Annotated in this window: 20 protein-coding genes; 10 read left to right on the top strand and 10 right to left on the bottom strand. The window is 50.7% G+C overall.

The genetic code is table 11. The features are described from left to right. Positions 1 to 165: 165 nt before the first annotated feature. A complete protein-coding gene (gene metK, locus ACO0LL_RS10130; RefSeq protein ID WP_422950739.1) occupies positions 166 to 1,347 on the top strand; it encodes a methionine adenosyltransferase in 1,182 nt (393 codons plus the stop codon). A gap of 63 nt (positions 1,348 to 1,410) precedes the next feature. Next, positions 1,411 to 2,409, top strand: coding sequence for a M14 family zinc carboxypeptidase (locus ACO0LL_RS10125; RefSeq protein WP_422950738.1), 999 nt, complete (start codon positions 1,411 to 1,413; stop codon positions 2,407 to 2,409). 39 nt (positions 2,410 to 2,448) lie between these two features. Here the strand turns inward: ACO0LL_RS10125 and ACO0LL_RS10120 are convergent, their stop codons facing one another. Next, the gene (locus ACO0LL_RS10120) at positions 2,449 to 3,804 is read right to left on the bottom strand and encodes a M16 family metallopeptidase (protein WP_422950737.1); all 1,356 of its coding nucleotides are present in this window, start codon (positions 3,802 to 3,804) and stop codon (positions 2,449 to 2,451) included. A gap of 260 nt (positions 3,805 to 4,064) precedes the next feature. On the opposite strand from ACO0LL_RS10120, the gene ACO0LL_RS10115 reads away from it, so the two are divergent. The 5 genes from ACO0LL_RS10115 to ACO0LL_RS10095 all read left to right on the top strand — a co-directional run bounded on the left by ACO0LL_RS10115 (position 4,065) and on the right by ACO0LL_RS10095 (position 10,229). Next, positions 4,065 to 4,472, top strand: a complete 408-nt coding sequence (locus ACO0LL_RS10115) for a lysozyme inhibitor LprI family protein (protein WP_422950736.1) — start codon at positions 4,065 to 4,067, stop codon at positions 4,470 to 4,472. Positions 4,473 to 4,592: 120 nt separating this feature from the next. Further along, positions 4,593 to 5,474 (top strand): dienelactone hydrolase family protein, encoded by an 882-nt coding sequence (locus ACO0LL_RS10110; RefSeq protein ID WP_422950735.1) that lies wholly within the window; start codon positions 4,593 to 4,595, stop codon positions 5,472 to 5,474. A gap of 91 nt (positions 5,475 to 5,565) precedes the next feature. Then, complete coding sequence (gor, locus tag ACO0LL_RS10105) at positions 5,566 to 6,918, top strand: glutathione-disulfide reductase (RefSeq protein WP_422950734.1); 1,353 nt, start codon at positions 5,566 to 5,568, stop codon at positions 6,916 to 6,918. An 87-nt stretch (positions 6,919 to 7,005) separates the two neighbouring features. Beyond that, positions 7,006 to 9,042: an ankyrin repeat domain-containing protein gene (locus tag ACO0LL_RS10100; protein ID WP_422950733.1), complete on the top strand. Its 2,037-nt coding sequence runs from the start codon at positions 7,006 to 7,008 to the stop codon at positions 9,040 to 9,042. A 668-nt stretch (positions 9,043 to 9,710) separates the two neighbouring features. Next, a complete protein-coding gene (locus tag ACO0LL_RS10095) occupies positions 9,711 to 10,229 on the top strand; it encodes a hypothetical protein (protein WP_422950732.1) in 519 nt (172 codons plus the stop codon). Between the two features lie 153 nt (positions 10,230 to 10,382). Here ACO0LL_RS10095 and ACO0LL_RS10090 read toward each other — a convergent pair whose 3' ends face one another. Next, complete coding sequence (locus tag ACO0LL_RS10090) at positions 10,383 to 11,453, bottom strand: tetratricopeptide repeat protein (RefSeq protein ID WP_422950731.1); 1,071 nt, start codon at positions 11,451 to 11,453, stop codon at positions 10,383 to 10,385. A 263-nt stretch (positions 11,454 to 11,716) separates the two neighbouring features. On the opposite strand from ACO0LL_RS10090, the gene ACO0LL_RS10085 reads away from it, so the two are divergent. Then, complete coding sequence (locus tag ACO0LL_RS10085; protein ID WP_422950938.1) at positions 11,717 to 12,466, top strand: ZIP family metal transporter; 750 nt, start codon at positions 11,717 to 11,719, stop codon at positions 12,464 to 12,466. Between the two features lie 327 nt (positions 12,467 to 12,793). On the opposite strand, the gene ACO0LL_RS10080 is transcribed toward ACO0LL_RS10085, so the two are convergent. From ACO0LL_RS10080 to ACO0LL_RS10055, 6 genes are all read right to left on the bottom strand, one after another. Further along, on the bottom strand, positions 12,794 to 13,639 hold the full coding sequence (locus tag ACO0LL_RS10080) for a sulfurtransferase (RefSeq protein ID WP_422950730.1): 846 nt from the start codon (positions 13,637 to 13,639) through the stop codon (positions 12,794 to 12,796). A gap of 28 nt (positions 13,640 to 13,667) precedes the next feature. Then, a complete protein-coding gene (locus ACO0LL_RS10075) occupies positions 13,668 to 14,588 on the bottom strand; it encodes a DMT family transporter (protein WP_422950729.1) in 921 nt (306 codons plus the stop codon). A 66-nt stretch (positions 14,589 to 14,654) separates the two neighbouring features. Beyond that, positions 14,655 to 15,755: an aromatic ring-hydroxylating oxygenase subunit alpha gene (locus ACO0LL_RS10070; protein ID WP_422950728.1), complete on the bottom strand. Its 1,101-nt coding sequence runs from the start codon at positions 15,753 to 15,755 to the stop codon at positions 14,655 to 14,657. A 307-nt stretch (positions 15,756 to 16,062) separates the two neighbouring features. Then, positions 16,063 to 16,509 (bottom strand): SRPBCC family protein, encoded by a 447-nt coding sequence (locus tag ACO0LL_RS10065; RefSeq protein WP_422950727.1) that lies wholly within the window; start codon positions 16,507 to 16,509, stop codon positions 16,063 to 16,065. 9 nt (positions 16,510 to 16,518) lie between these two features. Then, positions 16,519 to 17,199, bottom strand: a complete 681-nt coding sequence (locus ACO0LL_RS10060) for a GntR family transcriptional regulator (RefSeq protein WP_422950726.1) — start codon at positions 17,197 to 17,199, stop codon at positions 16,519 to 16,521. Positions 17,200 to 17,239: 40 nt separating this feature from the next. Then, the gene (locus tag ACO0LL_RS10055) at positions 17,240 to 18,049 is read right to left on the bottom strand and encodes a fatty acid hydroxylase family protein (protein ID WP_422950725.1); all 810 of its coding nucleotides are present in this window, start codon (positions 18,047 to 18,049) and stop codon (positions 17,240 to 17,242) included. Between the two features lie 613 nt (positions 18,050 to 18,662). On the opposite strand from ACO0LL_RS10055, the gene ACO0LL_RS10050 reads away from it, so the two are divergent. Next, a complete protein-coding gene (locus ACO0LL_RS10050) occupies positions 18,663 to 19,595 on the top strand; it encodes a lipase family alpha/beta hydrolase (RefSeq protein WP_422950724.1) in 933 nt (310 codons plus the stop codon). 68 nt (positions 19,596 to 19,663) lie between these two features. Next, entirely contained in the window at positions 19,664 to 20,620 is a 957-nt protein-coding gene (locus tag ACO0LL_RS10045; RefSeq protein WP_422950723.1) for a lipase secretion chaperone, read from the top strand. A 64-nt stretch (positions 20,621 to 20,684) separates the two neighbouring features. Here ACO0LL_RS10045 and ACO0LL_RS10040 read toward each other — a convergent pair whose 3' ends face one another. Further along, a complete protein-coding gene (locus ACO0LL_RS10040; RefSeq protein ID WP_422950722.1) occupies positions 20,685 to 21,158 on the bottom strand; it encodes a DUF7684 family protein in 474 nt (157 codons plus the stop codon). 207 nt (positions 21,159 to 21,365) lie between these two features. Continuing rightward, the gene (locus ACO0LL_RS10035) at positions 21,366 to 23,705 is read right to left on the bottom strand and encodes a DUF1631 family protein (protein ID WP_422950721.1); all 2,340 of its coding nucleotides are present in this window, start codon (positions 23,703 to 23,705) and stop codon (positions 21,366 to 21,368) included. Positions 23,706 to 23,855 lie beyond the last annotated feature (150 nt).

Here is a 23,855-nt window from a genome sequence, read left to right as displayed (position 1 = left end):
ATATTGGCTAGCTCTGACCTGCTTTAGGGCAGGATAAACACAGAAGGCAAGCCACCGCCGAGTTAATGACAACTTGCGAGGCGGTTAATAAAATTCGCTAAAGCGTCGCAGGACTCTTCCGACTGCGGCATAATTTTTACGGTCAATTTTTTATAGGAGCCTGCGATGGCTAATGATTTTCTTTTCACCTCTGAATCAGTATCCGAGGGACATCCGGACAAAGTCGCCGATCAGATTTCCGACGCGATTCTGGATGCGATCTTTGAACAGGATCCCCGTTCCCGCGTTGCTGCCGAAACTCTGACCAATACTGGTCTGGTCGTTCTGGCTGGTGAAATCACCACGAATGCCCACGTTGATTACATACAGGTCGCACGCGACACCATCAAGCGCATAGGCTACGACAATACCGATTATGGTATCGATTACAAGGGTTGCGCGGTATTGGTTGCTTACGACAAGCAATCCAATGATATCGCCCAGGGTGTTGATCAGGCTTCTGACGATCACCTTAACACCGGTGCCGGTGACCAGGGTCTGATGTTTGGTTATGCCTGCGATGAAACACCAGAACTGATGCCTGCGCCAATTTACTATGCGCACCGTCTGGTAGAGCGCCAGGCACAATTGCGCAAGGATGGCCGTTTGCCTTTCCTGCGCCCGGATGCCAAGAGCCAGGTCACCATGCGTTATGTCGATGGCAAACCGCACAGTATCGACACTGTCGTGCTGTCCACCCAGCATCACCCTGACCAAAGCGAAACCTCCACCAAGATGAAGCAGTCTTTCATTGACGCAGTCATTGAAGAAATCATCAAACCAGTCTTGCCTAAAGAATGGTTGCTGGACACTAAATTCCTGATCAACCCGACTGGCCGTTTCGTTATCGGCGGCCCGCAAGGTGATTGTGGCCTGACTGGCCGCAAGATCATCGTTGATACCTACGGCGGTGCCTGCCCTCATGGCGGCGGCGCTTTCTCCGGTAAAGACCCTACCAAGGTAGATCGTTCTGCTGCCTATGCGGCACGTTATGTCGCCAAGAATATCGTCGCTGCGGGTATCGCGCGTCAATGCCAGATCCAGGTAGCTTATGCGATTGGTGTAGCACGCCCAATGAACGTGACTGTTTACACTGAAGGCACAGGCGTCATCCCTGATGACCAGATCGCCGCACTGGTGAATGAGCATTTTGACCTGCGTCCAAAAGGCATTATCCAGATGCTGGACTTGCTGCGCCCTATCTATTCCAAGACAGCCGCTTACGGCCACTTTGGTCGTGAAGAGCCGGAATTCACCTGGGAACGTACCGACAAGGCAGCAATTCTGCGCGCTGCTGCCGGACTGTAGTATCTTCATTGTTTTAAGTAATAGGTAGCACTGGGAGTAGAAGCGAGAATGCCGGTCAGTTTTATGAGAAGTAAGTTCTGCGCATCTCGCTGCAAAAACCTCAGTGCTTTGTTTGCGGTGGCTGGCCTGCTGGCCATGCAATCTGCAAACAGTCTGTCTGCTACCCCTGCTATCCCTACCACGCCTGCTTCGCCTGCTGCATCAGTTCCACCAGCAGCATCTACGCCTTCAGCGGCGTCAGCACCATCAACACCAATCAAGCCACCTGTCAAACCAAAAATCATCAGCGACTGGTGTACGCCACTGGTAGCACGCTTGCCCAAGGTCAGCCTGACTGACTGCAAGAACAGCAAACTGAGTCCTACTGGTGCCAATTCTCTCAATGGTTTCCCGGTACTATTCCGCGATATCAAGGCAGATGCCAAACACCCGCAAGCGATACGGGTACTGCTGCTGGGTGGCATACATGGCGATGAACAGACGGCGTCTTCCGTTGTGTTCAAATGGATGGAAGCCATGCAAAAAAGCCCGTTGGAATTCAACTGGCGCGTGGCACCTGTGGTCAACCCTGATGGCCTGCTGGCCCCCAAGCCACGCCGCGTCAATGCCCGTGGCATAGACCTGAACCGCAACTTCCCCACGCCCAACTGGCAAAAAGAAGCGCCAAGCTACTGGGCCCGCGTGACACGCAGCGACCCGCGTCGCTATCCAGGCAAGGCACCGATCTCTGAACCGGAAAGCCGCTGGGTGTATGAAACCATAGAAAAGTACAAGCCCGACGTCATCATCTCTGTCCACGCCCCTTTTGGCGTACTCGACTTTGACGGCCCAACCACTCCACCGAACCGCTTTGGCCGCCTGATCTATAATCGCGTCGGTGTCTATCCCGGCTCACTCGGCAATTACAGCGGCCTGCACAAAGACATCCCGGTGGTCACCATAGAACTGCCAAACGCCACGCAAATGCCGCCAGACGCAGAAGTACAGCGCATCTGGCAAGACATGCAGACGTGGATACGGCAGAACGTGGCGACACCGTTGAAGACGGCACGTAATCCTTGAATTTGCATCTGCATTAACTACATCGTTTATCCTGTGGACTTACTGTGCAGTCTCATCTTCGATTAAGAAAGCCATGGTCCGGTTTTTGTCCAGCATCCATTGCTGCGCCAGACTTTGCACTTTGCTCAGGGATATCTTCTCTGCACTATCCCTGACTGTGAAATACCAGCTCCAGTCATTGGCAACCAGGTAAAGCGGCAATGCTACGGCATAACGCTCTGCGTCATTCTTGCGGGACTGAAAACCCTTGAGCCACTCTGCCTTGGCACGATCCAGTTCAGCCTGAGTAAAAGGATGTTCCAGAATGTCTTTTTCCAGACTCAGGAGTCTGGCTTTGGCATCGGGCAGCAAGTTACCCGATCCATATGGCAATAGGGACCTGACAAACAGGATACTGTCATCCAGATAAGGCGTCACATAAACGCCGATTTTTTCTGTCATCGTGGCATCTGCAGATTTTTTCTCCTGACACCGGTCTTTGAGTATGCTGGCAATCAAATGAACCGCAACAAAATCTGGATCACCAACAGGCACAACACGATAGGCACTGATCATGCCCGGCGCAGTGCGCCTATAGCTCAGGCTGATTTCTTGCGCGGCAAGCTGGGTAATCTTTTCAAATCGCCTGTGCTGGAGAACAGATTCAGGTTTGGGTATGCTGGCAAAGCGGGCTTGAATTAGCTCCAGCATTTCTGTATTGTCAAAATTGCCGGCGACAATCAGGCTGGCATTATCGGGCCGGTAATAGCTTTGCCAGAATATTTTAAGTTTATTCAGGTTGGCATTCGCCAGATCACTTTTATCACCCAGAGTATTGCGCCCGCTTGCCTGGCCTGGCCGCATGGCAATCACAGTTTTTCGCAATAAACTTGCATCATGTTTGCTGCTCGTGTTGCCTATCTCTTCATAGACTTCCTGCAATGCGGTCTTCAAACTGTCTTCACTATAATTGAACTGGCTCATGCGCTCGGCATCCAGCGAGAGTATCCATTCCAGCTCTTTGCGGCTGCTGATGTTTTTTGTTCTGTAATACGTATAGTCGCTGCTAGTAATACCCAAGCGGCTGATGTGTTTTTCTTTTAAATCATCTTCCAGTCTCGGGTAGAGCAAAGAACTGCGCTGCGCGACAAAATGCTCAAACATATGCGCCAGTCCCGATTGCCCTTCCAGCTCACCTGCACTGCCTGTGCGGTACACCAGATTCACGACATAAAGGCTGGATTTGGCATCAGGCATAAGCAGTATCTGCAAACCATTCTTCAACTGATACTCATGTACGCCCTCAATACTGCGGACAAAGCGCACTTGCGTGTCATTACTTACTGTTGTTCCTACTTTTTCCGAATCCGCGGCAAAGCTGCCTGCCTGCACTTGCCAAAAAAGGCTGAGTAACAATATTCTTGAAAAAATACGAGGAGTCATAGATATGAAGGCACTTTAAAAATTAGTATGATTTAAAAAATTTTACTTAAGGTTTCCCTTGTCAGTTACCTGAAAAAATATCGGGAAATTCTCATCAACTGCTTTTGCTTAAGAAGTGCCGTCAAGAATGAATTGACTTTAAGCAAACTCTAATAATATCCTTGTGTTACTATTTATTCAACATCAATCCGGTGTTGACGTGTTGTGATGAACTCAAGGACCTGAAGGAACTTATGAAATCCATTCAATCGATATTGGCATGCCTGCTCTGCGCCACAGCAACCGTCAGCCACGCTGGAATATTGTGTGCAACAGCAAAAAATACGCAGGAAGAAGCCCAGTGCATGACTGCCGAAGTGAGCAAGGCAGACAAGAAGCTGCAGACCTACCTGCAAGCTGCCAAAAGCCGCATTGACAGAACTCCGGACGTCAAGCTCAACCTCGATAACGCGCAAAAATCCTGGGAACAATATCGCTCCGCCCATTGTGGTGATGTCTATACTTATTGGGCACAAGGCAGCGTGCGCTATCGCCAGTCTGCCCAGTGCCAGCTTGACCTGACACAAAACCGTACCCATGATGTGTGGCAAGCCTACCTGACCTATGCAGACAGCACGCCACCTGTACTGCCCCGTCCCTGAAGCCTAAACCTTAAGCCAGCGTGGCGGACAGGTAGGTTTTGATAATCGGTTGTACAATGCAATGCTGTTTTATCCGGCGTTTCATACATACCCCACGAAGAAACCTTACAGGAGAACACCATGCAGCTTCGCGAAGACTTTAATAGCCTGGTTGGTAGCACTGAAGATAGTACGGCAGTCAACCGCCGCAGTTTCATGCAAACCGCAGTTGGTGTCGGCTTTGCCGCAGCAGTTGCACCAGTGAGCGCGCAAACCATGATCAAGACTGACCGCGCCGGTCTGACAGATGGCGTGGCAAAACTGACTGTCGCCGGTGCAGAAGTACCTTTGTACTTTGCCAAACCCGAGGGCAAGAGCAATTTGCCAGTGATACTGGTGATTTCCGAAATTTTTGGTGTGCATGAACATATTGCCGATGTCGCCCGCCGCTTTGCCAAACAGGGTTATCTGGCGATTGCGCCTGAATTGTTTGTGCGCCAAGGCGATGCAAAAAATGCTGCCAGCGTGGCCGAACTAATCAAGGAAATTATTTCCAAAGTGCCTGATGCGCAAGTCATGGGTGATCTCGATGCTTCAGTTGCATGGGCAGCCAATAATGGTGGCGACACCAAGCGCCTGGGCATCACTGGCTTTTGCTGGGGTGGCCGCATCACCTGGATGTATTCTGCCTACAACCCGAATGTCAAAGCCGGGGTGGCCTGGTATGGCAAGCTGGTCGGCGATGCCTCGGCATTGACGCCCAAGCACCCTATTGATATCGCCGCCAACCTGAAAACACCGGTGCTGGGCCTGTATGGTGCCAAGGACCAGGGTATCCCTGTGGAATCTGTCTTCAAGATGGAAGTGGAACTCAAAAAAGGCAATAGCAAATCAGAATTCAAGGTGTATGAAAATTCTGGCCATGCCTTCAATGCTGACTATCGCCCCAGCTATAACGAAGCCGATGCCAAGGATGGCTGGGGCCGTGCTCTGGCCTGGTTCAAGGCCAATGGCGTAGTGTAATTATCTTCTTCTCTGTATCACGATCACGAGCAGATCCGGTGCAAGCGATTTGCCAGATCTGCCTCTTTCATCTTATCCCAGGACCACTACCATGCACACTTACGACTATGACTTATTCACGATAGGCGGCGGTTCTGGTGGTGTGCGGGCCAGCCGCTTTGCTGCGCAATATGGTGCCCGGGTTGCTCTGGCAGAATCGGGCCCGCTGGGTGGCACATGCGTGAACGCAGGTTGTATCCCTAAAAAACTGATGTCGTATGCCGCGCATTATCATAACGACTTTGAAGAGGCTGCTGGCTTTGGCTGGAGCCTGGGTGAGCAGCGTTTTGACTGGCCTACCCTGATCGCCAACAAGGACAAGGAAATCGCCAGGCTCAATGGCATCTACAGCCAGATACTGACGAATGCAAATGTGGATGTCATCGCCGGTCATGCGCAGATAGTGGATGCGCATACGGTTGTGGTGAACGGCAAAAGCTATAGCGCACATCATATCCTGATCGCTACTGGCGGCCACCCGGTCAAGCCAGAATTGCCAGGCAGTGAACTGGGCATTACGTCGGACGAATTCTTTCACCTGCCTGCCCTGCCGCGCCATGCGATAGTACAAGGTGGTGGATATATTGCGGTAGAGCTAGCCTCCATCCTGAACGGCCTGGGTTGCAAGGTCACGCTGGTACAACGCGGGATGCAAATCTTGCGCAGCATGGATGCAGACCTGGGGCATTTCCTGATTGCGGAAATGCGCAAAAAAGGCGTGGATATTGCACTCGATACCAGCATTGTTTCTATAACCGCACAAGGTGACAGCAGACAGGTAGTGCTGAGCGATGGCCGTACGCTGGAAAGTGACTGCATCCTGTTTGCGACAGGCCGTAAACCCAATGTCAGAGGACTGGGGCTGGAGAACGCCGGCGTGCTGGTGCGCGAGAATGGTGCCATCAGCGTGGATGAGCACTTCGCCACCAATGTCCCGCATATCTATGCCATCGGCGATGTCATCGACCGCGTGGCACTGACCCCGGTGGCACTGGCAGAAGGCATGGTCGTTGCAGCCAACCTGTTCCAGCATGGCCGCAAGCTGATGTCCTATGAAAATATTCCCACTGCCGTGTTCAGCCACCCGAATGTCGCCACCCTGGGCATGACAGAAGCCAAAGCACGTGAAAAACATGCGCATGTCAGAATCTTCAAAAGCGAATTCAAGGCACTCAAACACACGCTGTCTGGTTCCAGCGAACGCTGCCTCATGAAAATGATCGTTGATGCCGATACCGACCGTGTACTAGGCATGCACATGGTAGGGCCGGACGCTGGCGAAATCATCCAGGGCTTTGCAGTGGCAATGCAATGCGGTGTGACCAAAGCACAGGTCGACGCCACCATAGGTGTGCATCCTACGATTGCAGAAGAGTTTGTGACGATGAGGACGGCAGTAGTGTAGCTAAAGGAAACTGTTCCGGTAAATAGATAGTGCCGGTGTTTCGTAGTTTTTAGTATTTTCCTTGAACTCATTCCTTCTGACACGACTTTGCATAAATTTCATCTCCCATTTTTCCTCGCCATCATGCTTGGCCTGTTTTCAAACAACTCCCATGCTGCATGCACCGATGACTTACTGGGTGATTTTGCCAGCGAAAAAAATGGCTCTGCCATCATCAGGATAGAGAAAATACAGGGTGAACTTACCTACCGCATGTCAACTGACAGCCAGCAGTGGGACGCCAATGTTCACAAAAGTGCGTTGGTCACGCAGGACAAATTGTTGCAGTTACTAAAAGAGCAGAGCCTGCTCAAGACTTCATGCGCGATATGGGTGGACAGCGGTGTGCTGATGAAACTACCCGTGGGAACAGCCGTGCAAGTCAGTTCACCCACACAAAAATCTTATATAGACAGGGAGGTGACGACAGGCTATGTCTATTACATCATGCAAGGCTTCATGCTGGAAGCGATTGATTTGTACCCGGTTGCCGCCAAAGGTATTTCTCCAGCCACACCTGAACCTTTGAAGAAAAGGCCTGATGGCAAAGAAGTCGCTGATGCTGCGGTAATTTGCCAGGGTAAAAGACGGCCGGACATGAAACAGGTGGCTTTTGATCACTTGCGTGCCAGCACAAAAGACTGGTTCAGGAAACGTTCACCACAAATGCAACTGGAATTTATCTGTGGCCAGTTGCTGCATGCAGAAATGCTCAAATTTCCTGGCATGGCAACAAAGGATGAAAAGGAAAGAACTATCATCCTGGAGAATTTGCGTGAGCTACTGCGGGCAGGCCAGATACCGCGTGATGAAAATGGCGATGCGCAATGGCTAAATGCAGGCATTGCACTTCTGAGAGGAAATCATGACTGGAACATGATCGTGGCTTTGCAAAAAGAATTTTATGATTTGTTCGATCAAGCCATCTTCCCGCACCTGGCTGTACCTGCCCCCTATGAAAACAGCTACGCCAATACCGAGTTGCTGAAACTGACACGGTTCATGCCAGCAGCGCAAGCACTGCGCGTATTAAAGAAATTCAATAAAAAAAACTTCTTGAGCAACTCTCGCGAAAGGCCAGAGACAAGACGCTATGCCCTGTCGCCAGTAGCGATGGAATTATTGCAGCAGTATCCTGACCTGGGCATAGTACCTGCAACTACCCTCGACTTTCTGTTTTCACAGGCAGGTCCTAACGCAGTCAATGACAGGGAATTGATGCGCAATGCTGTAGCCACTAAAAACGCAGATGCTGTACTACAGCTACTAAAACGTGGTGCAGATCCACTGCGGAGAGAAGTTTTATCACGCGCCTGGGATAAACCAGCCTACCCCAGCTTGCTGGCAGCAGCGCTGGCGCAGCATGCGGCCACAAAAGCAAAAACCCTCTTGCCCCAGATTGAAGCCGAAGCTGTGCTCAGCCGCATACTTGCCACCCGCGATTATGAAAAGAAAATTGACTGGCAAGAAGTGGATTTTTTAATCAGTGCTGGTGCAGATATCAATCATATGTTTGGGCAGAACATCCCAGAGAACATCGGTGTATATGCACACATGCGTCCTGAAAGTACCATGCAATTGATAGCGCACGGCTTGCAACTAGACAAAAATCACGCGTACGATGATGGCAAGAACAAGACCTCAGGCGAATTACTGCCTTTGTATTTGCGATTTGAGGGTTATGAGCCGCATCGCGAAGACCTGATACGCGCCATGCTCACAAAATACAATAATGTGAATATTGCCTCAGGATGCACGACCTGTGGCCTGAATTATCCACTGGACTACGCGCTCAAATCCGGGCGGGCGGACCTAGTGAAAACCTTTCTGGAATTTGGTGCCAATCCAAATAATGTGAACAAGGATGGTTCATTAAGTTTTTGGCAGGCGATCATCAAAAACCAGACTGATATGCTGGAGATGATGGCCGCTTCCGAATTTAAACTCAATTTGAATGCTACTGATAAAAATGGCATCTCAGCACTGGCCTGGGCCAATTGCCTGAAAGCCGATGCGGCAGCAGCATGGCTGAACAAAAACGGGGCGCTGGAAATTGGCCGCGAGATTTGTGCGAAAGTTAAGTAACCATATTTTAATTTTTCTGCAGGATATAGTCTGCCCTTCACCACCTCTCGGCAACGCCTGACATGCCTGTAGAACCACTCTTGCGCGCTCAAAGCGGAGGTCAGTTTAGATATACATCCTGCGCTGACAGAGAAATTTATGGCGATGCGGACGGCGGTAGTGTAGGCTGATGAAGCTACCCAAACCCAATCTCGCAAGTGACTACCCAATAACACTTGCAGACTATCGTGTGTTTTACTAGAACTCATTTCATAAATAGGGATGAGTGCGAACAAGACGATTTGGGATGCAGTGCAAGGCCTCAGCGACTTTACCTCTGCAGCTAAGGCTCATGCCTTAGCAAAGGAGGGGTGGCATACTAAGCGCAGCAATGCGCCCAAATCGTCAGTTCACTAAGGGTTTGCCTTATAACATGTACCAGATAACATAGAATTTATTTTTGATGATGCAAGCATTAATTGCCGTGTCAGCATTGCCATTCCGCGTTATGAGGCAAACGCACCTCATTCATATTTATGAAATGAGTTCTATATATATTGATACTAAACGCAAGAGCAGCAAAATATAGCACCTCTATGAGAAATTGAATTCCCCAGGTATCAACAGCATAGATTTATATTTGATAAAGTATCATTGCTCATTTTCACTATCGCACCAATCGACAATTTATGCCTGGAATCCATTCACACGTACTATCACTTGCAGAATTTCTTTCTAAAAATCCAAACTATAGAGATGACACTATCAATGTATATCTCAGCTCCTTAGGATTGAACGATCAAGAGATTTTTGCCATAACAATGTGTGTCCAGGCAGCCTGGGGCCAACGAGCCGTGTCACATACAGGCGCAAAATCAAGCAATGAATACGTGTTCGCAAACGGTGCTGGCGAAATACTGCGACGTGGCAATTTCACGAATGATGCATATTTCAAGAGTGCGCTGGAATTGTATGAGCGCTACTTGCCTTATGAAGGCTGTATTCGATTCGCCAGGGAATCCGCAACATATAATACCGTTCAAAATTCAATTGCCAGTGGACACAATGTGTCCACATCCACGCCGTTCCCACAAATTACATTTGTTGATGAATTTACTGCTGAAAGTCTTGCGAAGGTCATAGATAAACTCCGGGCGCCAACATCAACTTCCATCGTCAAAGCCAAGAGTTGGTGGAAATTTTGGTAAAACATCTTTCAACACCATCTTACAGCCAAGTAGAGTACGTTTCAACGCACCGGCTGTGATGGCCGTAGTGGTAGATCGAGCGCAGTGGTAATGCAAAATCGATGCGTCAACACGTACCCTAGAGGTGACTTGTTTGCAGCATTCCCGATTTGTTCAATCAATGTATCCCAACGTAGATGCCAAAGGATCTATCTTTTCCCATTGGTCTTGTCTGGGGATTGCTTTCGCCCGCAACATCAGAGCATCGGCTTCGGCAATCTGGCCTTTGCGCCGGCTCAGTTCAGCCAGCCTGGTCAGCACCAGCGGCAACTTCTTGCCAGACTTTTTTTCTGGTACCAGTAAAGATGCACGCAATAATGGTTCAGCCTCGGCGTCGCGCCCCAGTTTCAGGTAAATCGCTGCCTGATCATCAAGCAAGGCGGTTGGCTCACCGTGGGTAGCCCAGTATCCTCCTGCTACGGGATCCTTGGGCATTTGCGAAATGGTTTTTGTGCGCCTTTCTTCCATGGTTTGCAGAAGGGCCAAGGCTTTTTCGTGTTTCCCTTCCCGCATGAAATGGGCGGCAATACGGCACCCTGACTCATAGGGATTGACTGGTTCCAAACCAATAGGATTAGCTTCCCAGGGAGCACGTCCGGAAAAATTGAGTTTCTTCAGCAATTGCTCTAACAAGACCTCGGCTTCGTTAGCACGCTGCAAGCCTATCAGCGCGGCACAACGCATCAACACAAGCTCGTCAGGTTCTCCATCAGGTTTGCCCAGTTTTCCCCAGATGGAGGAATGCTGGTCCAGATAGCCCAATGCCTCTGTATATTCACGCGTGCTCAAAGCAAGATTCGCTAAATTGATGTTGATCATGATGCCAACAATACTGGCACTCATATCGGCATCTCTTCCTGTAAATTTTCTTTTTTTGCTTAAATCCAGTGCAAGCCGGTTAATTTCTTTTGCATCAGAAAAATCCCTAGCCCAATACGCCAGTTTTGCCATGATGACATAAGAAAATAACTGATCACCAAATTCGCGATCGTTCTCAGGCGGTTTTGCTTTTTCCAAATAATCAGCGAGACGCTTCCAGCATTTGGATACAGGTACTGGCTCACAAACTGGTGAATTATCTAGTTGTTCTTCCTGATTATTCTTCGTATTGTCTGCCGCCTGAGCCTGACTAGAGATGCCAATGGCCAGTAACACTATCAGGGAATATAAAGTCCGTTTTTTCATTTGTCTTTGGTTCAGTTGCAGGTGATGAAAAGGCAAAAGTACATTGATGGTATTGTAGCAAAAATACAATATCTATTATCACGGAATGAATGTATGCCACGATTGCATATTGCGTCATCGCCAAAGAATTTATGAGGATACTTTTGGTGCCAACATAGCTGCAAGTAGAGACTGCATTTGCAGAAAACCCCGCAATATGCTTTAATTTGCAACCTGGTTGCAAATTCCCGAGGCTTAAAATTCACTCCACGCTGTTATCTATCCTGTTTGCTACCACGATTGCTGGTGTATTAAGCATCACTGCGGCTGCCATTTTTTCGTTTTCGCTGTTATCCAAAGTCGTAGAACGCATGGTCAGTTTGTCGGTCGGCATTATGCTATCGACTTCTTTGTTGCATGCCCTGCCTGAGGCTTTTGAGTCTGGGGCAGACACCCGCACGCTGTTTGCCTGTTTGCTGGGCGGCTTGCTGGCTTTCTTTTTGCTGGAAAAATTCGCCATCCTGCGCCACTCACATCATCATGAAGGCGATGGTCATCATCATGAGCATGGCCATGATGCGCATGAGGCTGGCAAGGCTGGCTGGATGATACTGGTGGGCGATGGCCTGCATAATTTCACCGATGGCATTCTGATCGCTGCTGCCTTTCTGGCCAACCCAAAACTTGGCCTGGTAACCGGCCTGGCCATCATTGCCCATGAAATACCGCAAGAGATAGGTGACTTCATCGTCTTGCTGAACGCTGGCTTCAGCCGCATGCGTGCGTATATGTATAACCTGATCTGCAGCATGATGGGTGTAGTTGGTGGTGTGCTTGGTTATTACACGCTGGAAAGCGCCAGCGGCATGATCCCGTATGTGCTGGTATTTGCGTCTTCCGGTTTTATATATATTGCGGTCAGTGACCTGATGCCGCAGATGCAGAGACGGGCGACGCTGAAAGAAACGATACCGCAGATTATCCTGATATCACTGGGGGTGGTGCTGGTGTTGTTTGTGACTAGTCACAGATGATGCTAGGGCTATTTTTTGCGTGACTCCAATTGAAGTGCCACTTCAAACATGAAGTTTTTCGATATCGTCAAACAATAAATCTCTTGCCCGATCGACGAACGCCGCTGGACTCCTGCCTGCGCAGGAGTGACGAATTTTAGGTTCGCGCCTTGTAGTCTCGTAGGTTAGGCCGGGCCTCGCTAGGGTACGGTTTACCAGCTTCGTAGGTTGGGCTACGGGGTATCGGCCCAACACTGGGCCTCCATCAACGTATACGTCATTTAAACGCCGAGTGTTGGGCTGGTGAAGCGTAGCCCAACCTACGCATATCATCGGTTCAAACTCTACTCAACGCTCCACCGGCCTGGACGCATCCGCACACCATTCACTCCACGACCCCGGATACAAGGCGGCTCCCTGCAAACCCGCCACTTCCAGTGCCAGCAGGTTGTGGCAGGCGGTAACACCAGAGCCGCATTGCATGATGGCCTGGCTGGCATCGCCAACTACTGCAGACCACTCTTGCTGCAACTGCTCTGCCGGTTTGAAGCGGCCATCGGCTTGCAGATTGTCTTTGAAGAAGCGGTTTTTGGCACCGGGGATATGGCCGCCGACTGGATCTATCGTTTCATTCTCACCGCGGAAACGGTCAGCAGCGCGGGCATCGACCAGGATTTTGCTTGCGCTACTGATGTTTGCCAGCACCTGACGGACATCGACTGTGTCTACCAGTGCTGCCTGTTCGCTGATATTGCCACTGCGTGCAGCAGGCACTTCAGTCGTGACAGGCTGGCCGGATGCGATCCAGGCTGGCAAGCCACCATCCAGCACCGCCACGGCCTTGTGGCCTACCCAGCGCAGCATCCACCACAGGCGCGCTGCAAACATGCCGCCGTGGGCGTCATACACGATGACCTGGCTGTCATTGTTAATGCCCAGGGCTTGCAGGGTGGCGATGAAATCAGTTTTTTCAGGCAGAGGATGGCGGCCACGGAAGACACCATCTGCACCAGTTTTGGCAGCCGACAGGCGTTGGTCCAGATGAACGAATTGCGCACCGGGGATATGTCCCTGGTCATAAGCTGCCTGGCCTGCATTGGTGTCCATCAAATCATGGCGGCAATCCAGCACGACCCAGTTGGTGTCGGCAATGTGGGATGCCAGCTCTGTTGCACTGATCAATGTGGTGTACATCTTGGTCTCCTGAAAAATAAGCTGATGATTATTCTGAACTGATGGCATCGCCGGGTATGGATTTGCGATTGGTCTTGGCATTATAGAATGTTGCGATGAGGCCGCTGCATAAAATCACGGCGATACCCACCCAGCTTAACCAGGCAAGGCTGACTTTCCAGATCAGCACATCCCAGACGCTGGAAAACACAATGCCCACATATTGCAGGTTGGCTGTGACCAGGGTATTACCTAGCCGGTAGGCGCGTGTCATGGCCATTTGTGCGCTAGCAGCAGTCACGCCTATAGCCAGCAAGAGCATGATGCCCCTGCTGTCCAGATGATGCCAGGTGACCTCACCCGCTGCGGCATACACAGATTTGCCGATCAGGGTACCCATCAAGCCAGCCACGGCACAGGTCAGGGAGAAATAAAACACCACGCGGTATTCAGGCTCGCCCAGCAAACCCATTTGCCTGACTTGCATATACGCCCAGGCTGCCAGCATGCCAGATATCAGGGCAAGCACGCCCCCCATGATCTGATCATTGTGTATGCTGGGACGCAGCAGCAAAACCACGCCGACAAAGCCCATGAGTATAGCGGCGATAGGTTGCCAGGTCAGGCCGCGCTGCTTGCGCCACCATGCACTTGTCAGCAAGATGGCGGCAATCCAGATGGGTGACATGTAATTCAGTGTCACCGCCATTGCCAGCGGCAATTTGCCCAGGGCATAAAACCATAACCATAGCGAGATGACACCCACACCACCACGCACCAGGTGATGTCGAGGCATGCCTGTTCTTAAAGTACCACCCTGAACCCTGACCAGCATGGCGATCATCAGCATACCTATTGCACCGCGGTAGGCGACGATTTCAGCGGTGGAATAATCAACTGACGCCAGCTTCACGCAGACACCCATGATGGAAAACAGAAAGCTGGCAACCAGCATCCATAAAGACTGCATAAGAACTCAACTCCAAACTCAACGCCAAAAGATAAGGGAGGCACGGGCCTCCCTTAAAATTCTACATTACACTGCAATTTTTCTTCGGTACCATTCGTGGAAGTGCTGCATGCCATCTTCCATAGGCGATTGGTAAGGGCCGACTTCATTGACGCCACGGTCAAACAATATCTTGCGCCCGGCATCCATACGCTGGCCTATCTCATCATCCTCGACGCAGGTTTCCATATACGCTGCACGTTCCGCTGCGATAAAGTCGCGCTCAAACAGCACGATTTCTTCGGGATAATAAAACTCGACTACATTGCGGGTCTTGCCAGTCGCCGTTGGCCACAGGGTCGATACCACCAGCACATGCGGATACCATTCAACCATGATGTTGGGATACAGAGTCAGCCAGATCGCGCCATACTTGGGTGCCTCGCCATCACGGAACTTCAGCACCTGTTCTTGCCAGCGCTGGTAAGTGGGCGAGCCAGATTTTTGCAAGCCCTTGTGTACGCCTACGGTTTGCACGCTGTAGTCTTCGCCGAATTCCCATTTGAGGTCATCGCAAGAGACAAAACTGCCAAGGCCAGGGTGGAAAGGCTCGACGTGATAATCTTCCAGATAGACTTCAATGAAAGTCTTCCAGTTGTAATCACATTCATGCACTTCGACATGGTCGAGCATATAGTCAGTGAAATCCAGGTCCTGGGTGACACTGAGCTTGGACATGCGCTCCATGACGTTGTAGCCGTTTTGCTCGAACAGCAGGCCATTCCAGTTTTGCAGCGGCGTGCGCTGCAAATTCAGGCAAGGTGTATCAGCAAAATGCGGCGCACCGATGAGCTCACCTTTGAGGTCATAGGTCCAGCGATGCAGCGGGCAGACAATATTATTGGTATTACCGCGCCCATTGAACATCAATGCCTGGCGGTGACGGCAGACATTCGACATCAGTTCTATGCCTTGCGCACTACGCACCAGCATGCGGCCTTCGTTTTCGGCAGCAAGCGTGGCAAAGTCGCCGACATTGGGCACCATGAGTTCATGGCCGACATAACGCGGACCAGAATGGAATAAATCTTTGATTTCGCGCTGTAACAGCGTTTCATCAAAATACGCGTAAACCGGAAGTTGCGCGTCAGAACGCGCGAGTGTAGACAAAGAAGCCAGATCGGACATCCCCACCCCCCAAATTAATTTGCACCAACCTAAGAGAGAAAGAATCCACAAAAACCTGTTCCGTAAGGATTTTCAATCCCAACGAAAATTCAAACGATCAAACGACTTGAAGAGGAAATTTTGGACAGAACCGGGGATTATACCCGAACCTGAAAAAAATGGTCTGAAAGGATAATGAAATGATATAAAAAGTTCAGGATTTAGCGGATTTGCCGGGTATGGGGCTTTCAAAGCTGGACTGACGAACTGCTTTTCCCTCAGGAGCAAACCAGGCAAGACGGGCAAGCCTGGCTTGCCCACACCACGCTCAACTTGCCTGCAAGACAGCCTGTAACTGCCGCAAAGACAGGGCCGATTCGTCTGCAATACGACGGCGCAAGACCAGGAAGTTGAGGATTTTTAGCAAGGGATTGGGTAAGTCATAATGCAGATGTCTTTCAAATAAGGTTCCCGCTGAGGTTTCTGATAATTGATAACTGACTGTCAGACGAGCACCATTATCGACTTTTGCCTGCCCGGTCCAGCGGCGCTGATCCAGATATTCGGTCACCGTCCAGACCAGATGCCCGGTGCGGCCACCGGCGCGTACATCTTCTTCAAACCGGGTACCGTTGGTGGCGATGCTGGCATGATCCATATACAGCTTCAGCGATGAGGGATGCCAGTCTGGCCAGTGCGTGGGCGTGCAGGCGTAGTCAAACACTTGCCGGATCGGGCGCTGTATCTCTATGGCATTGTAGATATGTGTAGTCATGGCATGCTTTCAGCTGCGGTCCAGCGCAGCGCGGGTATAGGCTTCGACATGGTCGAGCAGCTTTTCTGTGGCGGCAACGGCGCCATCTGCATCGCCACTGGCGATGGCGTCGGCCAGGTCAGCATGGGTCATGGCGGTGACATGCAGGATGTCTTCAAACTGTGCCTGTATCTTCCAGAAACGGCGTGTCAGGGCATGCATGCGCTGCAAGGCAGAGACCAGAAATTCATTGCCAGCCACCGCGAACACAAGCCGGTTAAAAGCCGCATCGGTCTCGCCGAGGATAAGTTCATCTGCCTTGCTGGCGGCCTGGCGAAAGCCTTCTGCCAGACTACGGAACTGTGCGCGTTCACCCTTGCTCGCCTTGCGGGTGGCGATGCGTATCAGGCTGGATTCCATGGCACGGCGCGCTTCTATCAAACGCATCTGGCATTGCAGATCGACTTCACTGACTATCATGCCTCGCCTGGGCAAGACCTTGACCAGCCATTCCTGCGCCAGTCTTTGCAAGGCTTCACGCACGGGTGTACGGCCAAGATCAAGATATTCACAGAGTTCACTTTCAGTAATCGCCTGTCCGGGTTTGAGGTCCAGCGAGACGATGCGCAATTCCAGCAGGCGATAAGCACGCGCGGCTTGCGACTCGTTTTTGATAACAGGAAAAAGCTTGCTGAATTCTGTTTTATCCATGGTCTGTTGATGAGGTAAATGGCCGTTGTTTCATAGGGTTTTATTTGGCATCAGGGGACAACACCGCCACGCTCACTGGCTGCAGCGGTGCTTGCACATGTGGCACCGGGGGCTGCATACCCAGCTCCTGATAACGCCTCGCCACTTCCGGTTTCAAGTGTTGCGAAGCATAGCCATTGAAGACGGTGCCCAGCAAACTGCGCTGCAAATCGGAGGTGCCCAGCAGCCAGTCGGCAAAGGGAAATGTCAGGTTCATATTGTAGTCGGTCATCAGTGTCTGGGTGTGGTGCACCATGTGATTCCTGCGCATGGTATTCACCAGTGGCAGATGCCTGACCACGCTGTTTTCATCGACATGACAAAGAAAATGCATGGCTTCATACAAAAGATAAAAAGCGATGGCAGTGGCAAATACGATGTAAGCAAGATTACGTCCCGCCACCAGAGCACAGACCAGGCCAAGCAAAACGCTTTGGATAGCGATCAACACAAAAGCATAGGCCGGGAAAAATACGATACGGTATTCACGCGTGCTGGCTACCCGCATTTCTTCATGGGTGAAGTAATGATGATGTTCTTTGGTGTGGCGATGCCAGATCAATTGTGACAAACGGTTCTTGCCACGCTTGTGCAAGCGGTTCTTGTGCACATACCACTCATTCAGATTGGCAAACAGCAAGGTCGCTGGCACACCCAGCCAGGCCCAACTGGCGGCCTGCACCTGATTGAACGCTGCCACGATGAGGGCAATGCCCAGGCCAAATACAAACAGACCGTGCAAGACGCCATTGTAATAAGGGCTGGTCGCAGCCTGATACTGGCTGCGGAACAGACGCTGCTTTTCATGCATGTTGTCATCTCCGGATAATTTTATTTATTTTGAAGTCCATCTGATATATCACATGTTCATCATATACCAGTTTTAAAAAATTAAAAGCATCCATGGATGAATTTTTGTTCAGGCTGGTTTAACGCACACGGTGGCCAAAGCTGGCGCCCAAGACTGCGCGCCCGGATAAGGACTACCCTCATTTGACTACAAGCGGAAGCAGATGACTCAGGCAAGATTGATGACTGGCTGCGCAATACAGACATGAGATGAAGACGCGGGAGACTCCGCAAGAGAGAAGTAGCAGCAGAGCGCCTGTTGTGGTGAACCGACAAACTTGCCCGCCAAAAACGCAAGGCTGCATTTTAGTGAATTTCATCTAAAACCCCGCAACAACTTGCCTTGCTCAGGCAACTACAGAGTGCATATAAATGATTTAACTATTTATGGGGGCGCTTGTGTCGTCACAAATTCCCAACACTCTTCATTTTCCAGGCTCATTTATGTTGCATAGCAACTTGCTAATCAAGCCTGACAAACCTAGCCTGAGCTTGCCATATCAAGACCTGCTCACAGAAGCGGGCACATAGGCACCGCTGCGTTTCATTTCAACGATAACAATGAAAGAGACAAAATGAAAAAACAAATGGTAAAAAGTGTAGTGATGTTCGTCATGGCCATGATGGTGTTACCAGCACCGTCGTGGGCAGCAGGTTATACGGAGACAAAATATCCCATCGTGCTGGTGCACGGCCTGTTCGGTTTCGATAACATCGGCCCGGTAGATTACTGGTATGGAATCCCCTCTGCCTTGCGCAGCGATGGTGCCAAGGTCTATGTCACCCAGGTTGCGGCTGCCAACAGCACCGAAGTCCGGGGCGAACAATTGCTGACTCAGGTCAAACAGATACTGGCAGTCACAGGCGCAAGTAAAGTCAACCTGATAGGACATAGCCACGGTGGCCCCACCATACGCTATGTGGCTTCCGTCAGGCCTGACCTGGTGGCGTCAGCTACCTCAGTAGGCGGTGTCAACCGTGGCTCCAAGGTGGCAGACGTCTTGCTTGGTGTAGCACCGGCAGGTTCCTTGTCGAACACCGTACTGGTGTCGATCACGAATGGTCTGGCACAAGTCATCAGCTTCCTGTCAGGCAAACCCACCATGTCGCAAGACTCACTGGCCGCAGCCAATTCGCTGAGCACGGCTGGTTCACTGAAGTTCAACGCCAAATACCCTGAAGGCGTACCAACGACAGCTTGCGGTGAAGGTGCCTACACGGCACGCGGTGTAGCGTATTTCTCGTGGAGTGGTGCCAAGCCCTATACCAATGTGCTCGACATCATAGACCCAGCCCTGGCACTGACTTCACTGGCTTTCTCAGGTGAAAAAAACGATGGCCTGGTCGCCAGTTGCTCCAGCCATCTGGGCAAGGTAATACGTGATGACTATGCAATGAACCACCTGGACGAAGTGAATCAGACCATAGGCCTGATAAATATCTTTGAAACCAATCCGGTTACCCTGTATCGTCAACATGCAAACCGCCTGAAAAATCAGGGCCTGTAAATCTGTAATACAGCCTCTGAATGTAGTCCCCGCAACAAGATGCAAACTTGAACAAGGAGCGGTAGTCTATGAGAACAGCCAATCTGGCATTTGCTGGCGCGACGGCCCTGGTCGTCGCGGTTTTTTTCGTTTTTACTTCCCTCAAATCAGAGAGCAATAGCGAACCAATCAAACAGCGCAAGACCGATCAAAGCTTTGACTTTGTCCGCTCATTTGAAGGCACTACCCGCGATGGCAATATCAGCCAGAGCGACATGAACCAATTACAGGTCAGTGCGGAATTGCGCCTGCTGTTTGATTACTACCTGGCAGCGACCGGCGAAAAAAAACTGCCAGAGATACGCGCAGAAATTGAAAAAGTACTGGATCAAAAACTCAGTGGCAATGCTGCCCTGCAAGCAAAAAACCTGCTGGCCCGCTACATCCAGTACAAAGAAGCCCTGGTCAGCGTAGAAGCCAATGCACAAAACATCAGCGCGGGTAAAACCAGCATGGCCGCAGCAGCCCGCCAGCGTTGGTCTGCCATGCAGCAAACCCGCCAGCGCTTCTTCAGCGAAAAAGAAAATCAGGCCATGTTCGGCTTTGATGACGCCTACGACATCGATGCCCTGAACCGACTTGATGTCGCTGAAAATGCCAGCCTCACCACCGAACAGAAACAGGCACAATTCAAAGCCCTTGACGACGCCCTGCCTGCTGCCTTGCGCGAAGAAAAGAATGCCCCCTACCAGGTCATACGCCTCGAAGAACAGGCCGCCAATCTGCGCGCCACTGGTACCAGTGAAGATGACATCTATAAAATGCGCGCCGCCGCCACTTCACCAGAAGCCGCCAGCAGACTCGCCGAAGTCGATAGAGAAGAAAGCATCTGGAAGGCCCGCATACAACAATACCTGGAGCAAAAGAATAAACTGAATACCGAAATGGCATTCCACAGTGCGACCGAAAAACAGACAGCGCTGGATCAGGTTCGCAAGCAGTATTTCAATGCAGACGAACAGCGCAGGTTGCCTGCGTATGAGTGAAATCATCCGCTATTTACATTGACGAATTAAGCCAGTCAAAAATTGCAGATGCAACGCCTTTGGTTCAGGCATCTGCATATTTCTTCAGCAAAATAGCTTCATCATTTTGGTTGGAAATATGAAGCAACACCGTGTGCATAAATTCTATGGTGGGGTGCTTCACAGTAAACTTGGCGAATTCAAATACATCTTCCAGATTATCATCCGAAAACCAGTATGTAAGGATGAAGCTATCGTCAGGAATAGGCATATAGTCAAACTGTTCTATATTTGCCCAATCGACAGAATCGTCCCACAAAGAGCATTCAGGTCCCCAAGCCAACATGCACAAGCAACCTGAGTTGGCTAGCCACTTGCTGATCATAGAACGCCATTCCGGCGTAACATCCGCTTCAATCACGATGACCGCAAGATAGGGCGACAATGCTGGAATGTCGATTGGCTCAGCACCTGGCTTGAGATGCAGATAAATCGGGTCGGGCGTGTTTGTCATGACAGAGTTTGGGGCAACAGGCACCGTGACAGAAAAGCGATGCATCCTGTTCAGCGCAGTTTTTATTTATTACTTTGCAGGGAGGATATACAAGCAAGTGCACGAATACCAAATAGGGTTCTTCAAGACACGTAGTAACGAGATAGCGAGTGTGCCATTTTAATGAGACTTTGACACGACTTGCAGGGGCATTATTTCAGGAGTAATGCGTATACATTTAATGCAAACAACACTAGTGTATAGCAGCGAAAATCAAACCAGACTCATCTCTTCTTCATCCTCATGCTCATCTGGTGTATTTTCCAGAGCTTCGGTCAGGGCGCGATCGACGACGCGGTCGAGTTCGAGTATCTTCGCGCGTTTTTCGCGGAAGGTTTGTTCGAGTTCTTCGGCGGTGACCTGGAAGGTTTTTTCCTTGTCACCGGTAGTGAAGATGTACAGGCTGCGCATGGGGCTGACCCAGGCGAGTTTGACCTTGGTGGTGCCTCCGGTTTTCTTGGTGAATTCCAGCCAGACGCCGCGTTCGAGTTCGGTGACGGTATCGACGTGTTCATCTGGTGGCGGTGCTGGTTCGGCTTCTGCCTTGCCTTCTGCTTCTGCGCGTTTTGCTATCCTGCGTTCGGCTGCTTGCTGTGCAACTTCGACAGCGATTTCTATCTGACGCTCTGGCGACAGGTCTAACGGTGCACGCACGATGGACGCATGGCATTCTGCCAGGTCGGCAAAGAATTGCACGCGGTCGGCATCTTCCCACTTGATCAGGCTCAGCCATTTGTTCAGGCGGGCCAAAATCGCAGGCAGGCGGTTCAATAATTCCTGACGTTGTTGCAGAGTGATCTTGGGCTTGACGCTCCAGATCAGGTCATCCATGGTCTTGATGGCGTCTTCAACAGCGTAAGGTTTTTCTTCCTTGACGCTATAGGCCAGGGTCAGCACCTTGGTCCAGCGGTCTTCGAGGAAGGTTTCAACAAAGGCGACGACTTCACCAGTACCCACGCGCAAGGACACCTCGTGGGTAGCGGCGATATTGGCCTGTTTGACTTTTTCTTTTTTGAGCGCTGTCTTGATAGGCAGTTGCAATGCCTCGGCCGCTTCTTTCTCTTCTTTCTGGATGAAAGATTCGAGATCGTTGACGACTTCATCAAACAAAGCGACTTCCTGGTCAAACTCTTGCTGCACACGATGAACGTTGCGCTGCATGGTCTGGAACAGCGGATCTTGCTGACCTTTTTTCTGATCCCAGGCCAGGCTGTAACGCGACAGCAAATCAACCAGGCGACGGGCCGGGTGATTTTCCTGGAAGAAGAATTCCTTGTCCATCAAGGCGGCCTTGAGGACAGGTATCTGCAGGACTGAAATCAATTCCTTGATCTGGGTAGGAATGGCCTGATTGCGGAACACGCTGTCAAATACTTGTGACAGCAAATCCAGGGTATTTTTTTCTATACCGGTGTTGGCGATGTTGGCAATTTCCGGCATTTGCTCGCGCATTTGCGAGAGGCGCAATACGTCTTGCGCACCGGCCATCATCTGCTGCAGCTTGACACTTTTTTGCAGCTCAGCGAGTTTTTGGAACAGCTCGGCACGCGCCACTGTCTGCGACTCACCCGACTGGGCAAAACCGGAATAAGGGGTAGAGCCGCCAGCACCTTCTGATGCACCGCCCATCTGGCCTGCAGCACCTTGGTGACCGCCAAAATTACCTGAGCTGCCTGAGCCACCCGAGCCGCCACCTGCAAAACCACCGCCTGCACCCATACCACCAGCGCTGCCATGTCCGCCGCCAGCATGGCCACCGGCTTCATTCGCGGCACCAGCCTGGGCATTGCCAGACAGGAGGTTTCTGAGTTTTTGTGAGATATCGCCAGGAACTGCTTCTTTGCGTTTTTCTGAATTACGGCTACGACGTATGCGGAAGGACTCGTGCAAGTCAGGCAAAATGCCTTTGGCGATCAGCGCTTCATTAAGCGAATTTAAAATCGGTTCAAGGTCAAACAATATATCGGCGCGCAACAGTGGCAACACCAGTTCATGGGTGTTTACCTCTGGATCAAATTCACACCAGGCAGAATAAATCGTGTGCAGGAATATCTCTGGGCGGAAAGGATTTTGCGCAATACTCAGCGCATCATGTTCCATCAAGTGGGCAAAACGCATGTTCAATGCGGCGTATTGCTCGGCACTATCGAGTTCCAGTGTGCGACCAGCCCTGCTCAGAGCCAGTTTTTTGTCCATCTCTTCATAAGTGACCAGGGTCAGGGCGACGTCAGCATTGCTGGCGACGATTTTGACACCTTGCAGGAGAGCCTCGATTTCCTTGCGGAAAGCAGCTTCAAATCCTGCTGAGGTCAGGTAGAAAAAGGCATAGCCATTTTTTTTGAGCAATTGCCCGGCGTTAAAGCTCAGGTTTGCTTCACGCGCATCCATGCTCTGTTCAGACAAAGCGAGAAAGGCATTTGCCAGGCGAGCAGAGAATGCATCTATCTGGGATGCCACCAAATGATTCGCCAGCGGAATCAGACCGCGCAAGACGGCATCACGGGACTGTAGAACAGTACCGGTAGGCTTGGGCAGGTTGGCTGGCGTGGACATGGTGACAAGAGAATCAGGTTATTTTGTTCAAACTAAAATTAGAACAATAAAAGTAAGAAAATTTATCCAAGTAATACTATAGTGCAAATCGCACATTACAATTGCAAAGAATTAAGACAAAGTCATGACACAATTACAGATTCTTTTGCG

This window comes from Undibacterium sp. TC4M20W (genome assembly GCF_049340245.1).
In the GTDB taxonomy this organism is placed as follows: Bacteria; Pseudomonadota; Gammaproteobacteria; order Burkholderiales; family Burkholderiaceae_D; genus Undibacterium.
This window is presented reverse-complemented; position numbering and strand designations above follow the sequence as displayed.